General features: G+C 66.1%; 16 protein-coding genes and 1 pseudogene. 7 read left to right on the top strand and 10 right to left on the bottom strand.

Going from position 1 to position 16,893, the window contains the following annotated elements:
- Positions 1-11 precede the first annotated feature (11 nt).
- Both HG262_RS17560 and HG262_RS17555 read right to left on the bottom strand, forming a co-directional pair.
- Complete coding sequence (locus HG262_RS17560; protein WP_169272230.1) at positions 12-1,175, bottom strand: thiolase; 1,164 nt, start codon at positions 1,173-1,175, stop codon at positions 12-14.
- Complete coding sequence (locus tag HG262_RS17555; RefSeq protein WP_169272229.1) at positions 1,172-1,564, bottom strand: OB-fold domain-containing protein; 393 nt, start codon at positions 1,562-1,564, stop codon at positions 1,172-1,174. The genes HG262_RS17560 and HG262_RS17555 overlap by 4 nt, the downstream gene beginning before the upstream one ends.
- A gap of 222 nt (positions 1,565-1,786) precedes the next feature.
- Here HG262_RS17555 and HG262_RS17550 point away from each other — a divergent pair, with 222 nt between their 5' ends.
- Positions 1,787-2,659, top strand: coding sequence for an NAD(P)-dependent oxidoreductase (locus HG262_RS17550; protein ID WP_169272228.1), 873 nt, complete (start codon positions 1,787-1,789; stop codon positions 2,657-2,659).
- Between the two features lies 1 nt (position 2,660).
- Here HG262_RS17550 and HG262_RS17545 read toward each other — a convergent pair whose 3' ends face one another.
- On the bottom strand, positions 2,661-3,923 hold the full coding sequence (locus tag HG262_RS17545) for an MFS transporter (protein WP_169272227.1): 1,263 nt from the start codon (positions 3,921-3,923) through the stop codon (positions 2,661-2,663).
- 268 nt (positions 3,924-4,191) lie between these two features.
- Positions 4,192-4,761 carry an XRE family transcriptional regulator gene (locus HG262_RS17540; protein ID WP_169272226.1) on the bottom strand — a complete coding sequence of 190 codons (570 nt, stop codon included), beginning with the start codon at positions 4,759-4,761 and terminating at the stop codon, positions 4,192-4,194.
- A gap of 43 nt (positions 4,762-4,804) precedes the next feature.
- Here HG262_RS17540 and HG262_RS17535 point away from each other — a divergent pair, with 43 nt between their 5' ends.
- Positions 4,805-5,692, top strand: a complete 888-nt coding sequence (locus tag HG262_RS17535) for a DMT family transporter (protein WP_169272300.1) — start codon at positions 4,805-4,807, stop codon at positions 5,690-5,692.
- 16 nt (positions 5,693-5,708) lie between these two features.
- Here HG262_RS17535 and HG262_RS17530 read toward each other — a convergent pair whose 3' ends face one another.
- The gene (locus HG262_RS17530) at positions 5,709-6,365 is read right to left on the bottom strand and encodes a GntR family transcriptional regulator (RefSeq protein WP_169272225.1); all 657 of its coding nucleotides are present in this window, start codon (positions 6,363-6,365) and stop codon (positions 5,709-5,711) included.
- Positions 6,366-6,580: 215 nt separating this feature from the next.
- Between HG262_RS17530 and HG262_RS17525 the strand changes: the two genes are divergently transcribed.
- Positions 6,581-7,567 (top strand): tripartite tricarboxylate transporter substrate binding protein, encoded by a 987-nt coding sequence (locus HG262_RS17525; protein WP_169272224.1) that lies wholly within the window; start codon positions 6,581-6,583, stop codon positions 7,565-7,567.
- Between the two features lie 24 nt (positions 7,568-7,591).
- Complete coding sequence (gene ggt, locus HG262_RS17520) at positions 7,592-9,187, top strand: gamma-glutamyltransferase (protein ID WP_211187458.1); 1,596 nt, start codon at positions 7,592-7,594, stop codon at positions 9,185-9,187.
- Positions 9,188-9,200: 13 nt separating this feature from the next.
- Here the strand turns inward: ggt and HG262_RS17515 are convergent, their stop codons facing one another.
- Positions 9,201-9,902, bottom strand: coding sequence for a response regulator (locus HG262_RS17515; RefSeq protein WP_169272223.1), 702 nt, complete (start codon positions 9,900-9,902; stop codon positions 9,201-9,203).
- Between the two features lie 176 nt (positions 9,903-10,078).
- Between HG262_RS17515 and HG262_RS17510 the strand changes: the two genes are divergently transcribed.
- A complete protein-coding gene (locus HG262_RS17510) occupies positions 10,079-10,423 on the top strand; it encodes an Hpt domain-containing protein (RefSeq protein ID WP_169272222.1) in 345 nt (114 codons plus the stop codon).
- Between the two features lie 135 nt (positions 10,424-10,558).
- Positions 10,559-11,599, top strand: a complete 1,041-nt coding sequence (locus HG262_RS17505) for an Ldh family oxidoreductase (RefSeq protein WP_169272221.1) — start codon at positions 10,559-10,561, stop codon at positions 11,597-11,599.
- Between the two features lie 24 nt (positions 11,600-11,623).
- On the opposite strand, the gene HG262_RS17500 is transcribed toward HG262_RS17505, so the two are convergent.
- Together HG262_RS17500 and HG262_RS17495 are read right to left on the bottom strand one after the other, a co-directional pair.
- A complete protein-coding gene (locus HG262_RS17500; protein WP_169272220.1) occupies positions 11,624-12,559 on the bottom strand; it encodes a dihydrodipicolinate synthase family protein in 936 nt (311 codons plus the stop codon).
- Positions 12,560-12,605: 46 nt separating this feature from the next.
- Positions 12,606-13,391: an SDR family oxidoreductase gene (locus tag HG262_RS17495; protein WP_169272219.1), complete on the bottom strand. Its 786-nt coding sequence runs from the start codon at positions 13,389-13,391 to the stop codon at positions 12,606-12,608.
- A gap of 249 nt (positions 13,392-13,640) precedes the next feature.
- On the opposite strand from HG262_RS17495, the gene HG262_RS17490 reads away from it, so the two are divergent.
- The gene (locus HG262_RS17490) at positions 13,641-14,576 is read left to right on the top strand and encodes a LysR substrate-binding domain-containing protein (protein ID WP_169272218.1); all 936 of its coding nucleotides are present in this window, start codon (positions 13,641-13,643) and stop codon (positions 14,574-14,576) included.
- Here the strand turns inward: HG262_RS17490 and paoC are convergent.
- The gene (gene paoC / locus HG262_RS17485) at positions 14,500-16,761 is read right to left on the bottom strand and encodes an aldehyde oxidoreductase molybdenum-binding subunit PaoC (RefSeq protein ID WP_169272217.1); all 2,262 of its coding nucleotides are present in this window, start codon (positions 16,759-16,761) and stop codon (positions 14,500-14,502) included. The genes HG262_RS17490 and paoC overlap by 77 nt on opposite strands.
- Positions 16,762-16,765: 4 nt before the next feature.
- Positions 16,766-16,893: pseudogene (locus HG262_RS31005) on the bottom strand (xanthine dehydrogenase family protein subunit M); the annotation flags it as partial.

Genomic DNA, 16,893 nt, shown 5'->3' with positions numbered 1-16,893 from the left:
CAGGGTTTCCGTCACAAAGTATGGGAAAGAATGGCGGTGGCCTGGCTCGACAACACGCCTCCGTTACCGTGCACCAGCGCGACGTCGGCCTTGGGCACTTGGCGTTCGCCCGCTTCGCGGCGCAGTTGCGCCACGGCTTCGATCACCAGGAAAATGCTGTACATGCCAGGGTGCGTGAACGACAGACCGCCGCCGTTGGTGTTCATGGGCAGGTCACCGCCCGGTTCGATCCGGCCGCCGCCGATGAAGGCGCCGCCCTCGCCCTTGGCGCAGAAGCCCAGGTCTTCCAGGAACAGGATGGGGTTGATGGTGAAGGCGTCATACAGCTCGACCAGATCGATATCGGCCGGCGTCAGCCCGGCTTCCGCGAAGGCGGCTCGCCCCGACTCCACGGCGGGCGTGACCGTGACGTCGGGCATGCACGAGATTTGCCGGTGCCAATGCGCGTGGCCGGTCCCCAGCACGTAGATCGGACGCGGATGCAGGTCTTGCGCACGGTCCGCGCGCGTCACGACGAAGGCGCCCGCGCCATCGGTCACCAGACAGCAATCGCGCACGGTCAGCGGGTCTGAAATCATCTTCGCGCTCAGGACGTCGTCGATGGTCAGCGGCCCGCGCAGGAAGGCGTCCGGATTCCGCTGCGCCCACTTGCGCGCAGCCACCGCGACTTCGGCCAGTTGGCGCCGCGTGGTGCCGTACTGGTGCATGTGGCGGGCGGCGGCCAGCGCATAGCTGGTCACCGGGTTGAAGGGCTTGTAGGGATGTTCGTAAGGCTGCGGGTCCAGCGCCGCGCGCATCTGATTAATCTGCGTGCTGCTGGGCGCGCTGCGCGGGTTGGCGCCGTAGCACACCAGCACATGGTCGCACTGGCCGGCTTCGATGGCCATGGCCGCGATCTTCAGGTCGGCGATGAACGACGATCCGCCAAACATCGTGCTGTCGGAAAAACGCGGCCGGATACCCAGGTATTCCGACATCCGCATCACCCACCAAGGCGAGGTCAGGCTGGACGTGATGATGCCGTCGATGTCCTGCATCTTCAGGCCGCTGGCGGCCACGGCGCGGTGCGCGGCCTGGGCGATGATTTCCTGTTCGGTGCGCCCGCCGCAGTCGCCCAGCCCGGCCATGCCCGTGCCCAGGACGGCGATCGCCCCGCGATAGCTGCGGCTGCTCATGCCTGTTCCCCCGATCGCGGGACGAACACCAGCAAGGGTCCGCCGTCCACGGTGTCGATCCGTGCCCGCACGGGCATCCCGATGCGCACCGACTCAGGCGGCGTATCGACCACACGGCTCATCAGGCGCGGGCCTTCGGCCAGATCGACAAGGCACACCGTATAGTCGCCGGCCTTGCTGCGGACGACCGTCGTGGAATAGACCTCGCCCAGTCCGCTGGGTTGGGTCCAGCGCAAGGCGTCGCTGCCGCAATGCGGGCAGACCACCCTGGGGTAGAAATGGTGCCGGGCGCAGGCCTGGCATTGCGGGATCGTGAAGCAGCCCTGCGCGAGCTGCTCGAAGTAATGGCGCTCGGCGCTGGCGGCCGGCCCGGTTTCAGTGTGCGGCATGCTGATCGTGTCCGCCCGACAGGCGGATGTCTCCGTTATAGGTCGTTGTCCGCCCGGCATGGCTCGGGGCGTGAAACGATTTTAGGAATGCAGCCCGCCACTGACCATCCGAAAGATTCGAAGGCATCATTCGGCGTATTCGAAGCACCCCCCGCCCAGCCAGGAAGACGGAGTAAGATTTACGCCACAACACACACCTATACATGGCAGGAGCAGTGGAAGATGGCGAAAGTCGGCATGGTTGGTATCGGCCTCATGGGCCACGGCATTGCAAGCAATCTGGTCAAGCACGGTCACTCCCTGACGGTGCTTGAGCATCCGGGCAACCAGCCCCTGGACGCGCTGAAAGCCGCTGGCGCAGCCAGCGTGGCCAGCGGCGCCTCGCTGGCCGCCGAGTCGGATGTGATCATTCTGTGCGTGACCGGCAGCCCGCAGGTGGAAGCCGTATTGTTGTCCGCGGGCGGCGTCCTGGAAGGCCTGCGCCCGGGCACCGTGATCATCGATTGCTCGACCGCCATCCCCTCCTCCACCGTGAAAGTGGGGCAGGCTGTGACCGAATCCGGTGGCCGCTTCCTGGATGCGCCGATGACGCGCACACCGAAGGAAGCCGCCGAAGGCCGGCTGAACCTGCTGGTGGGCGGCGACGCCGCCTTGTTCGAGGAATGCAAGCCGATCCTGGCCTGCTTTGCCGAAAATATCACGCACGCCGGCCCGGTCGGCGCCGGCCACCGCATGAAGCTGCTGCACAACTATGTGTCGCTGGGCGTGGTGGCCCTGCTGTCGGAAGCGGCAGCCTGCGCGCTGCGTTCGGATATCGATCCGGCGGTGTTCGCCGACGTGCTGGCCAAGGGCGGCGGCGGCGGCGTGGCACTGGAGCGCATCAAACCGTACCTGCTGGAGCAGGACCCGTCGTCGCTGCGCTTTTTCATGTCGAACGCGCAGAAGGACTTGTCCTACTACAACACGATGGCGGCGGAAGCCGGCGCCGTGCGCGAAATCGGCGCCGCCGTGCAGCACACGTTCGACCAGGCCGTCACGCAAGGCGGCGGCGACCGCTACGTGCCCGAACTGGTCTCGCTGCTGAAAGACCGCTGATTCAGCGTCCCGCGGCTGCCGGCGCGCGCGCGAGGCCGCGCCCTGGCAGCCGCAGGGAAATCGCCGCGGCCAGCAGCAGCAATACGCCTGCCGACCCGAAGGCGACCCAATGCGTGTGGAACGTATCAAAGGCCCACCCGCCCAGCCACGAACTGATCATGCCGCCCACCTGGTGGCCCAGGTACGTCAGGCCATACAGCACGCCGACCAGGCGGATGCCGTAGACGTCGGCGAGTATGGCCGACGACAGGGCGATGCTGCCCGCCCAGACGATGCCGCCAATGGTGGCCGCGGCGTACAGCTCCCAATGCGCCCCCACCATGACCAGTGCAAAGAATCCCAGGCCCCGCACCAGATAGATGGCGGCCAGGATGTTGCGCCGCTCGACCTGGTCGGACATGCGGCCCAGCACCAGCGTGCTGAAGATGGCGACCAGGCCGATCAGGCCGATGCCCAATGAGCTGGTGGTGGCGTCGAACCCGTGGTCCATCAGCATCGGCATGCCATGCGTGCCCAGCAAGTTCATGCTGTAGCCACAGGCGAACAGCCCCAGCGCCACTTGCCAGAACGGCAGCGTGCGCAATGCGTCCCGCACGTTCGGCGCCGGTCCGCGGGCGGCCGGCTTGGCCGACGGCTTGGCGTCCATGATCTGGTGCGGCAGCAGGTCCGTATGCTCGGGCGCCGTGTCGCGCATGACGAAGAGCGCCACCGGCACGGTCAGCAAGGCGAACAGCACGGAAAACGCCAGCAGCGTTTCCTTCCAGCCCACGGCGGCGATCGCGAACGTCAAGGTGGGCGTCATCAGGGCAATGCCCGCCATCGATCCGGTGGACAGGAAGAACAGCGCCATGCCGCGCTGGCGGGTGAACCAGCGGCTGATCACGGGCGTCAGCGCCACGGGACTGGTGAAGGCCAGCCCCACGGACAGCGCCACGCCGAACGACAGCAGGAACTCGATGGGGCCCCGCGCGAACACGGTCCACAAGGACGACGCCACGACGATGGCGGTGCCGGTCAGCAGCACGAAGCGGGTGCCGCGCGTGCTGACGAGATATCCAGCCAGCGGCATGGCAAGGCCATAGCACAGCATGCCGACCGCGACGATGCCCGACAGCAGGCTGCGCGAAAATCCCAGCCCGTCCGCCATCGGCAGGAAGAACGGCCCGATGCCCATGCGCAGGCCGACCGTCAACAGGGTGAGTACCGCGGCGGCGCCGACGATGTTCCAGCCGAAATACCAGCCGCCCGACTCTTGCTTGTCCAAATGCTTCTCCTCGATGTCTTCTTATGGCCGCTCATGCGCCAAGGCTTGCAGACACCGCAGGGGAGCCGCGGAAGGGAATCCGCTGTCGACACGGGTGGGAAAGGCGAGGCGTGAAACGGCTTGTTCTTGCCAGTGGCTGACGCCGCCGGACGCGACATATTACTCCTGGCTATATGACTGCGACGCGCACCAGCCACGTGCGGAACGCGGCGCGGCGCCCGCCCGCCAAGGGGGATGGTCGCCATGCAGCGCTCCGAGGGTCAGACGCTTATCGAAGCACGTTGCGCACAAAGCGCAAACGCGCCTCGCCGTCGTTGGAATACGCGTATGGCTGGGCGCTGCTATAGATGGCGAAATCGTCGGCCGCAACGGTTTGCGGCACGCCGGACAGCTCCAGCCGCAGCGCTCCCTCGATCACATAGACCATCTCGTGCCACCCGTCCGGATCCGGCTCGGCCTGATAGTGCTCCCCCGGCGCCAGCGTCCAGATCCATAGTTGCGCCTCGCAGCTGGCGGGCGCGGCGCCCAGCAGAACCGCCTGGCTGCCGGGCTGTTTGCCGCGCCAGGCCATGGCCTCGATTCGGCGGCGCTCCCGGTGGGGGTCGCTGACCAGATCCACGAAACCCACTCCCAGCGCGCCGGCCAATTTATCCAGGCTGGACAGGCTGATGTTCGCCGTTCCGGCTTCCAATCCCGCGATCATGCGCCGGCTGATGCCCGACGCGTCGGCCAGGTTCGTCTGGCTCAAGCCGGCCTGCTTACGGATCCGCCGCAAATTGGCCCCCACATGCGTGAGGACATCGCTGCCCGAAGGTGTAATGTGCAGTATATTGCTCATAATTTCGTAGCTATTGAAGTCAATCGTGCCGGCCAAGACAACGATGTTCGCCCTGACGCGCCAGGAAATCGCCCTGGTGCTGGTCACCATGCTATGGGGAAGCACGTTCCTCATCATTCACATCGCCATGCAGCATAGCGGACCGCTGTTCTTCGTAGGCGTGCGCTTCACGATTGCCGGCTTGGTGACGATGCTGCTGTTTCGCAAGCACATGATGGGGATCACCCGGTTTGAAGTCGGCGCAGGCGTCGCCATCGGCTGTGCCTTGTTCCTGGGCTACTACTTGCAGACGCATGGCCTGCGCACCATCACCAGCAGCCAGTCCGCCTTTATCACCGCTTTGTACGTGCCGATCGTGCCGCTGCTTCAGTGGGCGGTGCTTAAACGCCCGCCCGGCCTGATGAGCTGGATAGGCGTGGCGCTGGCGTTCACGGGCCTGATCCTGCTGGCCGGCCCCGAAGCGGGTTCGCTCAGTTTCAGCCCGGGCGAAGTCGCCACCTTGGCGGGCGCGGTGGCCATCGCCGCCGAGATCATTTTGATCGGCCTGTTCGCCAAACGCGTGGACAGCCGCCGGGTTACCGCGGTGCAGTTGCTGACGGCCGGGCTGGTGTCCTTCGCGCTGATGCCTGCGCTGGGTGAATCGATTCCCGCATTCTCGTGGCTGTGGGCCGGCGCCGCCATCGGCCTGGGCCTGGCCAGCGCCGCGATCCAGCTGACGATGAACTGGGCGCAGAAGTCCGTGTCGCCCACGCGCGCCACGGTCATCTATGCGGGCGAACCGGTCTGGGGCGGCATCGTCGGCCGCCTGGCGGGCGACCGGCTGCCGGCATTGGCGCTGGTGGGCGCCGCGTTGATTGTGGCGGGAGTGCTTGCCAGCGAAATGAAGTTCCGCCGCAAGAAGCCCGTGGAAGTCCGGTTGAACGAAGCCTGATTGGGCCGGCGCGCGATCACGCCGCCTGTTCCAGGAACGCCTGCAAGGCGGGAACCGTATTCAGCACGTGCTGGCGCATCGCGGCCTCGCAGCGGCCGGGATCGCGGGTCTGCAGCGCGTCAATCAGTTCCTGGTGCGATTCGCGCACGCGCAGCACACGGCCGGGCTGGGCGGCCCATAGGCGCATGTAGGGTTCCACCACGGAATGCAGCTCCGAGATCTGGCGCAGCAGGCGCGGCTGCTGGCAGAAGCCGCACAGGTATTCGTGGAATTCGCGGTGCGCGGTGGTCCAGTCCAGATAGTCGCCGGAGCCCTGCTCCAACTGGTCGAGCAAGTTCGACAGGCGGCGGATGTGCTCGGCATTCATATGCAGCACGGCGTTGCGCATGGCCAGGCCTTCCAGCACGGAGCGCATTTCAAAGACTTCCAGCATTTCCTGCTGGTTCAGGCCGCGCACCACAGCGCCGCGGTTGGCGCGGATTTCTACCAGGCCTTCTGACGCCAATCGGCGCAAGGCGCCCCGCACCGGCATGCGACTGGTGCCGATCTCGCTGGCGACGACGTCCGGCACCAGGCGCTGGCCGGGCGCATAGCGGCCCAAGCGGATTTCGCGCTGCAGGTGCAGGTACGCCTCGTCTTCGGCGCTGATCGCTGTCTTCTGAAATTGCAGCATCGTCGTCCCCGGGCTTGGAAAGCCGCAATGATAGATAAACGCAAAAATAACACAAACTGGATCCACTGATCCATGGATGCAAACACCAATAGTCTGCCTGCGGGCCTTCCCGTCTAATCGTCTCCGGAGGACGCTTTCACGCGTTCGACACGCCGGAACGGGCGGCAGACCCGCCCGGCAGCACTTGTTTTCCATAACGCGATCAAGGGGAATCCATGAAATTTCGTCTCATCCAGACGCTGGCCGGCGCAGCCGCCGTCGCCTTCGCGGCCCAAGCCGGCGCACAGGCAAGCGCCCCGGCCACCGATTGGCCACAGCATCCCGTGCGCATCGTCGTGCCCTTCCAGGCCGGTTCCGCCACCGACCTGATTTCGCGCCAGCTCGGCGCCGCGCTGGCCACGGAATTGGGGCAGCCCTTTGTCGTGGAAGCCCGCCCGGGCGCCGCGGCCGCGATCGGCAGCGCCTCGGTGGCCCGATCCGCGCCCGACGGCTACACGCTGCTGATGGGCGGCCCGGCCGCCGTCGTCACCAACCGCTTCCTGCAAAAGCGCCTGGCCTATGATCCGGACGCCTTCGCGCTGGTGTCCTTGGTGGCCTACACCCCGAACATCTTGCTGGCCAACCCCCAGCAACCGTTCAAGACCCTGCCCGAAATGGTTGCCTACGCGCGCGCCAATCCGGGCAAGCTGACGTACGCCTCGTTCGGCACCGGCACGACCTCGCACATGGCGGGCGAAATGCTGAAGTCCATCGCCGGCATCGATATCCTGCACGTGCCGTACAAGGGCGCGGGCGAAGCCATTCCGGCGCTGCTCTCCGGCCAGGTGTCGATGTACTTCGATACCATCATGACCGGCCTGCCCCAAGTCAAGAGCGGTTCGCTGCTGGCGCTGGGCATGTCGAACTCGCAACGCTCGGCGCTGGCTCCGGACATCCCCACCATCGCCGAACAGGGCTATGCCGGCTACGACATCGCCCCGTGGTATGGCCTCGTCGCGCCCGAAGGCACGCCGGCGCCTATCCTCGACAAACTGAACCGAGCCGTGAACAAGGTGCTGGCCGACCCCGCATTGCGCGGTAAGCTCGCCGAAGCCGGCGCGGAACCGCGCGGTGGCAGCCGCGAGGAATTCGCCGCCTTCATCAAGTCCGAAATCCCGCGCACCAAGCAGTTGATCGACCAAGCCGGCATCACCCCGCAGTAATCCTTTCTACGAGTTCCAGCATCCATGTCCTCCCCCTTCGATTGGTCTTTTCCGTACGCTTCCCGAAAAATGCCGGTCCTGGCCGCCAATGCGGTCGCGACCAGCCAGCCGCTGGCTGCGCAGGCGGGACTGCGCATGCTGCTGGCCGGTGGCAATGCCGTTGACAGCGCCATTGCCACCGCGATTGCCCTGACCGTTGTCGAACCCGTCATGAACGGAATCGGCGGCGACATGTTCGCGCTGGTCTGGCACGACGGCCGCCTGCATGGCTTGAACTCCAGCGGCTGCGCGCCGGCCGCGTGGACGCCCGAGTACTTCAATGGCCGCGACGCCATGCCCGGCACGGGCTGGGGCACGGTCACCGTTCCCGGCCAGGTCGCCGGCTGGAAGGCCCTTTCCGAACGTTTCGGCAAGCTGCCGTTCGCCAAGCTGTTCGAACCCGCCATCGCCTACGCCGAAGACGGCTTCCCCATCTCGCCCACCATCGCGCGCCAATGGGCCACCCAAGCACCCAAGCTGGCGCAAGAGCCCGGCTTCGCCGAGGCCTTCCTGCCGCAAGGACGCGCGCCGCAAGCCGGCGAATGGTGGCGCTTCCCCGCCCAGGCCAAGACCCTGCGCGAGATCGCCGAAACTGACGGCGACAGCTTCTACCGCGGCGAACTCGCCCGCAAGATCACGGACTTCGCCAGCCAGACGGGCGGCGCGCTAAGCGCCGCCGACCTGGCCGAACACCGCCCCGAGTGGGTCGCCCCCATCTCGCAATCGTTCCGCGATGTGGAACTGCACGAAATCCCGCCCAACGGCCAGGGCATTTCGGCGTTGATGGCGCTGGGCATGCTTGAGCAGTTCGACCTGGAAGGCATGGGCCGCGACAGCGCCGACTACTACCACGTCAGCATCGAAGCGATGAAGCTGGCGTTCGCCGACCTGCACCACCATGTCGCGGACCCGCGCCACATGCGCACCGATGCCCGCGCCCTGCTCGACCGCGCCTACCTGGCCGAGCGCGCGCGCCTGATCTCCATGGACCGCGCCAGCGTGCCCACCGCGGGCACGCCCGCCACCGGCGGCACGGTCTACCTGACCACGGCGGACGCGGACGGCACAATGGTGTCTTTCATCCAGTCCAACTACCACGGCTTCGGTTCGGGCGTGGTCGTGCCGGGCACCGGCATCAGCCTGCACAACCGCGGCCTGAATTTCGTGCTGACGCCCGGCCACGCCAATCAGGTCGCCCCGCGTAAAAAGCCGATGCACACGATCATCCCCGCGTTCGTCACGCGCGGCGGCCAGCCGTTGATGTCGTTCGGCGTGATGGGCGGATCGATGCAGGCGCAAGGCCACCTGCAGATGGTCACGCGTCTGGCCGCGTTCGGCCAGAACCCGCAGGCCATGAGCGACGCGCCGCGTTTCCGCGTGGAAAAGGGCCCGGTCGTGAATGTGGAATCGCACCTGCCGGCGGACGTCGTGGAAGCGCTGCGCGCACGCGGCCACAATGTGGCGGTGGCGCCGGCGGACAGCCTGGAGTTCGGATCCGCCCAATTGATTTGCCGCCTGCCGCAAGGCGGTTATGTCGCGGCGTCCGACTCGCGCCGCGACGGACAGGCTGTGGGTTTCTGAACCTGCACGGGTTTCAAGCGCGGCGCCAAGTGGCCAGGTCCGGCTGGGAAAGCGCTTGAAACCCGCCTTCGCGAAGCGGGCTTTTGGCAAGGTCCGCGCCGTACCGCAGCAGGTCGACGTCGCGGTCGAGGCCCAGCTTTCTCATGGCGCTTCTTTTTTGCGAGCTGACCGTCTGCACGCTGCGGTGCGACAGCAGCGAGATCTCGGTCACGGTCGCCCCCGCGCAGAACAGCCGGACAATCTCGGCTTCGCGCTGGGTCAGGCGCACCGGCCCCGCCGTGAATGCCGGATTGACGATCATGCCCTTGATGGTGGGCGAATAGTAGGTCTTGCCTTGGTACATGGCATGGACCGCCTTGACGATGTGGTCGGTGGGATCAGACTTGCTAAGGACACAGAGGTGGTCGTGACCCAGCAGGGCGCGGATCAGCGTCGGGCTGTCGACCATCGTCAGCACGGCGATGCGCAGCTCGGGATATCGCCGCCGCAGCAACGCGATCAACCCCAACCCGTCGCCATATCTACCGCCAGGCATGGTGTAGTCGGACACCACGGCGTCGCACCGCTGCGCGTCAAGGCGGGTGATCAGGTCGGTGGAATTCTCGACGCAACCGATGACGTCGATCGCCGGATCCAGGCCGAGTTCATAGCTGACTCCGAGGGCCACTGCGGGGTGATCGTCGGCGACGATGACGCGAATGTATCGTGATGGCATAGGACAGATGACTTGCATAGGCGGTTCGCCGGGCTCAAGACCATCGGCATGCGGGACATATTGCTGCGCTATTCCGAATTAAAAAATAGGAATAATACGAAAGTCGATATGCGGCACAATGGCTGTGCATGAGTCAAACGCATCCCCCTCGCGATAAGCCTTTTCCGCCCCTGTCAGTGCGCCACGAACAACGGCTACGCGTGCTGGCCGATTTGACGTCTGCCGATCCCGTGCGCATCCGCGTGCTGGCCAACGCCTTCAGCCACGCCAACGACCAGGACTTGCTGCAACTGCGCACGCTTCACGCGGATCCGGCACGATTGATCCTGCTTGCCCACCGCATCAAGGGCGCGGCACAGATGACGGGCGACACCCGGCTAGGCGCGATCTGCGCCGAGTTGGAGCAGATTTGCTCCGATCCCGCGCACGATGCGCAGGCGCTTGACGCCTGCATCCAACGCCTGCAAGGCGCGTTGGAAGAATTCGGCGAATCGTTCCGCCGGATTGCGCAAGACGTCTAGAACGGGCAACGCCCTGACCGTGCGGCAAACGTCCTACTTGTCAGGGCGCCCCTTGCGCCACCGCTACACTGGATGCGCGCAGCCTATTCCGCGCCCCGCATTTCTCTCGACCGGCATCCCCCGCGGGACCCGGCCATGCAACGCAGTACCGGAGGCAATGTGAACACGGACAAGATCAATCTTTCGATAGACCAGGTCTACGATTTATCGGTTGATGTGCTTAGCCGCAACGGATTTTCGGCGCCGCATACGGCGGCCATCGCCCAGACGATCACCGCCGGGCAGCGCGACGATTGCCAGTCGCACGGGCTGTACCGCCTGATCGTCTGCGTGCAGACGCTGCAAGCGGGTTTGGTGGACCCGGACGCGTTGCCGCTGATCACGCATCCCGCGCCCGCCGTCGTGCAAGTGGACGCGCAACGGGCCTACTCGTTGCTGGCGTTCCAGGAAGGGCTGCCGCATCTGGCGGAAAAAGCGAAACGCAACGGCGTGGCCGTTCTTGCCATCAACAATTGCTTCCATTTCTCGGCGTTGTGGCCTGAAGTCGAGGCCATCGCCGAACAAGGCCTGGCCGGCATCGCCATGACGCCCAGCCACAGCTGGGTGGCGCCCGCCGGGGGCACGCGGCCCGTGTTCGGCACGAACCCCATCGCATTCGCCTGGCCGCGTTCTGCCGGCAATCCGTACGTGTTCGACTTCGCCACCAGCATGGTGGCGCGCGGCGAGATCGAACTGCACCGCCGCACCGGCAGGCCCATCCCCGAAGGCTGGGCGATCGACGCGAACGGACAGCCTACCACCGACGCCGCTGCTGGCCTGGCCGGCGCGATGCTGACGTTCGGTTCGTATAAGGGCTCGGCGCTGTCCACCATGATCGAACTGCTGGCCGGCCCCTTGATCGGCGACTGGACCAGCCTGCAATCGCAGGCGTTCGACGCAGGCGCGAAGGGCACGCCCTTGCACGGCGAACTGCTGATCGCGCTGGACCCGGACATTCTCGGCCGGGGGCAACGCAGCATCAACGACGCCGGCGCCGAAGCCATGCTGGACGCCATCGCCGGCCAGGGCGCCCGCCTGCCGTCCGAACGACGCTACAAGGCGCGCGCCAAGAGCGCGCAGGAAGGCGTCTGGGTCAGCCGGGCCCTGTACGACGAAGTCCGGAACCTGGGAGCGTAAGCCGGGTTCCGGAAGCCGGGAACGTCAAGCCAGGTTCTTCGCGCGCGGATCGTGCTTGCCCAGACGGGCAAGCAGATGATCCACCTCGGCCTTCGCCGTGGGCGTCAGCGCGCCGCCCGGGCGGCGCTGGGCCGCGCTGGACAAGATGCCGCGGCGCATCATGACGTACTTTCGCACCGCCAGGCCCACGCCTGGCTGCTGCTCGTAGCGCAGCAGCGGCAGGTGCGCGTCGAACAGGTCGTGCGCGGCCTCCTTGTTGCCCTCGCCCACCCATTTGACGAAGTCGCACAGCATGTCGGGAAAGCAATAGCCGGTGTTGGCGCCGTCGGCGCCGCGTGCCATTTCGTAGTCCAGGAACAGGCCGTTATTACCGCACAGGATCGAAATGTGGCGCATCGCGCCTTCGGCCTCGAAGCGACGCAGCGCCGAGATTTTTTCCAGGCCCGGCCAGTCTTCGTGCTTGAGCATCACGCACGACGCCAGATCCGTCACGATGCGCCGGATGACCGACGGCGCCATCTGCACGGAAAACGTCAGCGGATAGTCCTGCAGCACGAACGGTACGTCGTCGCCAATGGCCTCGACCGCCTGGTGATAATAGGTGACGATCTGATCGTCGGTGCGCAAGGTGTTGGGCGGCGCGATCATCACGCCGGCCGCGCCAAGATCCATCACGGCCCGGGTCAGCGAGCGCATTGAGGCGAAGCCCGGTGCCGACACCCCCACCACGATAGGCATGCCGCCCGCCTTGCCGATCACCTGCGAGGCGATGTCCAGCGATTCCGCGAAATCCAGCTTCGGGGCTTCGCCCAGTTGACCCAGCACCGTCAGGCCGGTCGCGCCGCACGACTGGTAGAAATCCATCATCCGGTCGATCGACGCGTGGTCCACCGCGCCGTCATCGAAAAACGGGGTGGGCGCGATAGGGAATACGCCCTTGGCATCAGCGGTCAGTTTCATTTTCGACGTCCTTGAGTATCTTGGATCCGAGTGTTCTGGATCGCGTTCAGATGCTGGCGATCAGGCCGCCGTCCACGCGGATCGTCGATCCGGTGATGTAGCTGGCGCGCGCGCTGGCCAGGAATGCCACTGCGTCGCCGTACTCCTTAGGATCGCCATAGCGGCCCACGGGAATGCTGCCGGTGCTTTCGCGGCTGACGTCTTCCACGCTACGGCCTTCACGCTTGGCGCGCGCCTCGTCCAGGAACGAGATGCGGGCGGTGGCGATACGGCCGGGCAGCACGATGTTCGACGTGATGCCATCCTTGCCCACTTCGCGCGCCAGCGTCTTTGACCAGCCCACCAGCGACATGCGCAGCGCGTTCGAGATGCCCAGGTTGGGAATCGGCGCGATCACGCCCGATGACGTGCTGGTGATGATCCGGCCCCACTGCCGTTCACGCATGCCGGGCAAGACGCGGTCGGTCAGCTTGATGACGGACAGCACCATGCCTTCGAAGTGCTCGCGCCACAGATCGGCCGCCTGACCCGATGAGGGGGTGGGCGGCGGACCGCCGGTGTTGTTGACCAGGATATCGACGGGACCCACGTGCGACTCGACCCACGCGACCTGGGCGTCGATCGCGTCCAGCGCGCCCAGGTCCCATTGCATCGGGAAGGCGGTCAGCCCATCCGCCTTGATCCTGTCCGCCGTGGCGGTGGCCGACTCCAGATTCAGGTCCGCCACCACCACCCGCGCGCCTTCCTGCGCCAGCGATGCAGCAATGGCGCCGCCCAGCCCGCCGCCGCCGCCCAGCACCAGCGCAGTCTTGTCCTTGATACCCAGATCCATCTTTACCTCCGTGTTCCATCATGTCCGGACAGGCAGGTTTTTGCCCGTCGTTTGATCTTATTTTCAGCCAGGTAACGACCGCTGGAAAACGGAAAATACTCAGGCAGATCATTCCTTTTATGAATGACCTATTCAATTCATATTTCTGGCCGACCGTCGAATCCACCCGTTGATCCCGCCTGGAGTTCGAGATCAGACCGGCGCTTGCCGCGCGGTATAGTGAACCCCCTACGTTCATGTATTTAAAGAATGAATCCGCGCCGCCTGACCCCGTCCATGTCGCTCTTGCTGGCCTTTGAAGCCAGCGCGCGCCATCTGAGTTTCACCCGCGCCGCGACCGAACTGGCGCTGACGCAAAGTGCGGTCAGCCGCCAAGTGCAGGCGCTGGAGGATTTGTTGGAAGTCGCTCTATTCCGGCGCGAAAAGCGGCGCATCCTGCTGACCGAAGCCGGTATGCGGTACCAGAAGGAACTGGAGGCGGCCCTGCAACGCATCCGCAGCGCGTCGCTGCAAGCCATCTCGCACCGGACCGGACGCGGCGCCTTCCATCTGGCCGCGCTGCCCACCTTTACCGCAAAATGGCTGATGCCCCGGCTGAACCGGTTCTATGCAAGACACCCCGGCATCCTGGTCCACCTGCATTCGCGGGTCACGCGCTTCGATCTGGACCTGGCCGGCATCGACGCCGTGATTGCCGTGGGCGACGGGGACTGGCCCGGGCTGACGTCCTACCGCTTGATGGACGAACACGTCATGCCGGTGATCAGCCCAGCACTCGCGGCCAGCCACCCTATCCGCAAGCCGGCCGATCTGGCCCAGCACAGCTTGCTGCAAGTCGCGGCCCGCCCGGCGGTATGGCAGCGCTGGTTCGAAGCGCACGGCCTGCCCGTGCGCACCATGCGCTGGGGCGCGCAGTTCGAGCTGACCACGCATCTGATCCAGGCCGTGGCGTCGGGCATCGGCATCGGGCTGCTGCCGACGTTCCTGGTTGAGGACGAATTGCGCCAAGGCGTGCTGGCGCCCGCCCTGGACGAAGCCTTCAGCACCGGAGCGGGCTACTTCTTCCTGGCCCCGCCAGACAAGCTTGCGACCCCGCCGGTCGCCGCCTTCAGGGACTGGCTGCTGGAGGAAAGCGGCCTGCCACAGGCGGCTGCGGCAACCCCGCCAGCAACTTGTCCAGCGTGACCGGATAGTCCCGCACCCGCACACCAGTGGCATGGTGGATCGCGTTGGCGATCGCAGCACCTACCCCGCACAGACCCAGTTCGCCCACGCCCTTGGCTTTCATGGGCGACGACGCCGGGTCGGTTTCATCCAGGAAGATCACCTCTTGCCAGGGGATGTCGGCATGCACCGGCACCTCGTAGCTGGCCAGATCGTGGTTGACGAAAAAGCCGGCCCGCTGATCGATGGCCAGTTCCTCCATCAGCGCCGAACCGATGCCCATCGTCATCGCCCCGATCACCTGGCTGCGGGCAGTCTTCGGGTTGAGGATACGCCCCGACGCGCACACGGCCAGCATGCGGCGGACACGCGTTTCGCCCGTGTAAGCGTCCACGCCGACTTCGACGAAGTGGGCGCCGAACGTGGATTGCTGGAACGTCTTGTCCAGGCCGCCGAATTCCAGCACGTCCTCGGCGACCAGTTCTCCGTCCGCGGCCGCTTGCCGCAGCAGCGCCTTTCGGCCGTCCGCATCCGTCACGGAACCCTCCGCGAACACTGCCCCTTCGGCAGCGAAACCCAAGCGTTCCAGGACGACGGTCCGCAACTTCTGGCAAGCCGCGTACACCCCCGCCGTGGCGCTGTTCGCCCCCCACTGCCCGCCGGATCCGGCCGAGACAGGAAAATCCGAGTCGCCCAGGCGCACGATGACTTTCGCCAGCGGCACGCCCAGCATCTCGGCGGCGGTCTGCGCAATGATCGTGTAGCTGCCGGTGCCGATATCGGTCATGTCGGTTTCGACGATGACCTGCCCCGCCGCATCCAGCCGCACGCGCGCGGCCGAGTCCGTCACCAGGTTGTTGCGGAACGCCGCCGCCATGCCCATGCCCACCAGCCATCGGCCTTCACGCCTTGCCCCTGGGCGCGCACTGCGCTCCGCCCAGCCGAAACGTTGCGCACCCGTGCGCAGGCATTCAATAAAGCGCCGCTGCGAGAACGGGCGCTCGGGCGCTGCGGGGTCGACCTGCGTGTCGTTACGCACGCGGAATTCAACCGGATCCAGGCCTAGCGCTTCGGCCATCTCATCCATGGCGATTTCCAAGGCCATCATCCCCGGCGCTTCGCCGGGAGCGCGCATCGCATTGCCCTCGGGCAAATCCAGTTCCATCAGGTGCTGCACGGTCAGCCGGTTGGCGCCGGCATACAGCAGGCGCGTCTGCTGAACGGCTTCTTCGGGTTTACCGCCCGGCAGATCGCCCGACCAGCTTTCGTGCGCGATCGCGGTGATCTTGCCGTCCCGGGTGGCGCCGATGCGAACGCGCTGGATCGTGGCGGGCCGATGCGTCGTGTTGTTGGCGATCAGCGGCCGCGGCAAGGCGACCTTCACCGGCCGCCGCGCGGCGCGCGCCCCCAGTGCGGCCAGGACGGCGTCGGCGCGTACGAACAGCTTGCCGCCAAAGCCGCCGCCGATGTAAGGGGAGACCAACCGCACCTTCTCTTTGGGCACCCCCAGGGTCTTGGCTACGTCGCTGCGCCCCCAATCAATCATCTGGTTGGAGGTCCACAGCGTCAGCGCGTCGCCCTCCCATACCGCGGTGGACGCGTGTGGCTCCATCATCGCGTGGGAGTGGTCGGGGGTACGGTAGGTATGGTCGATTTTGACGGCGGCCGCTACGTAGGCGCGCTCGAAGTCGCCCACCCGGTCCGGCTTGCCTGCGTTGCCGCCGGCATGGTCGCGCCCCTTCTTGCCAGCATTGTCGGCGCCGCGCTTGGCTGCCGCCAAGTCGAATGCGCCCGCTGCGCGCTCGTACTGCACCCGGATCAACCGGCTTGCCGCCCGCGCCTGTTCCAGGGTGTCGGCCACGACCAGCGCGATGGCCTGGTGATAGTGCTGGATATCGGGGCCGCCCAGCAGCGTCGCGGTATTCATCTTGCCCTTGCCCAATTTGCCGGCGTTTTGCGCGGTGACCACGGCCAGCACGCCGGGTGCGCGCCGCGCCGCCTCGATGTCCATGGCGCCGATCCGCCCCTTCGCGATAGCGGCGCCCAGCACGTAGCCGACGGCCGCATCGGGCACCGTGTCGTGGTGCTCGTAGGCGTAGGGGGCCTTGCCCGTCGTCTTCAACGGACCGTCGATGCGGTCCAAGCCTTGGCCGACGACTTTCAACTGGTCGATGGGGTTCTGGGTGGCGGGAGTGTCGAATTTCATCACATCAGGCCCTCGATTCTGTCAAGACTGCACTCAGCGTCCGCGCCGCCAGCGTCAGCTTGAAAGCGTTGTCGGCGGTGGGCTTCGCGCCGGCCAACAGTCGTTCGGCCGTCGGCGCCGCGCCCCGGGGCA

This window comes from Achromobacter sp. Bel, from assembly GCF_012928505.1.
Classification (GTDB): Bacteria; Pseudomonadota; Gammaproteobacteria; order Burkholderiales; family Burkholderiaceae_B; genus Achromobacter.
Note: the sequence above shows the minus strand (reverse complement) of the source record. Positions and strands in the feature narration are given on the sequence as shown.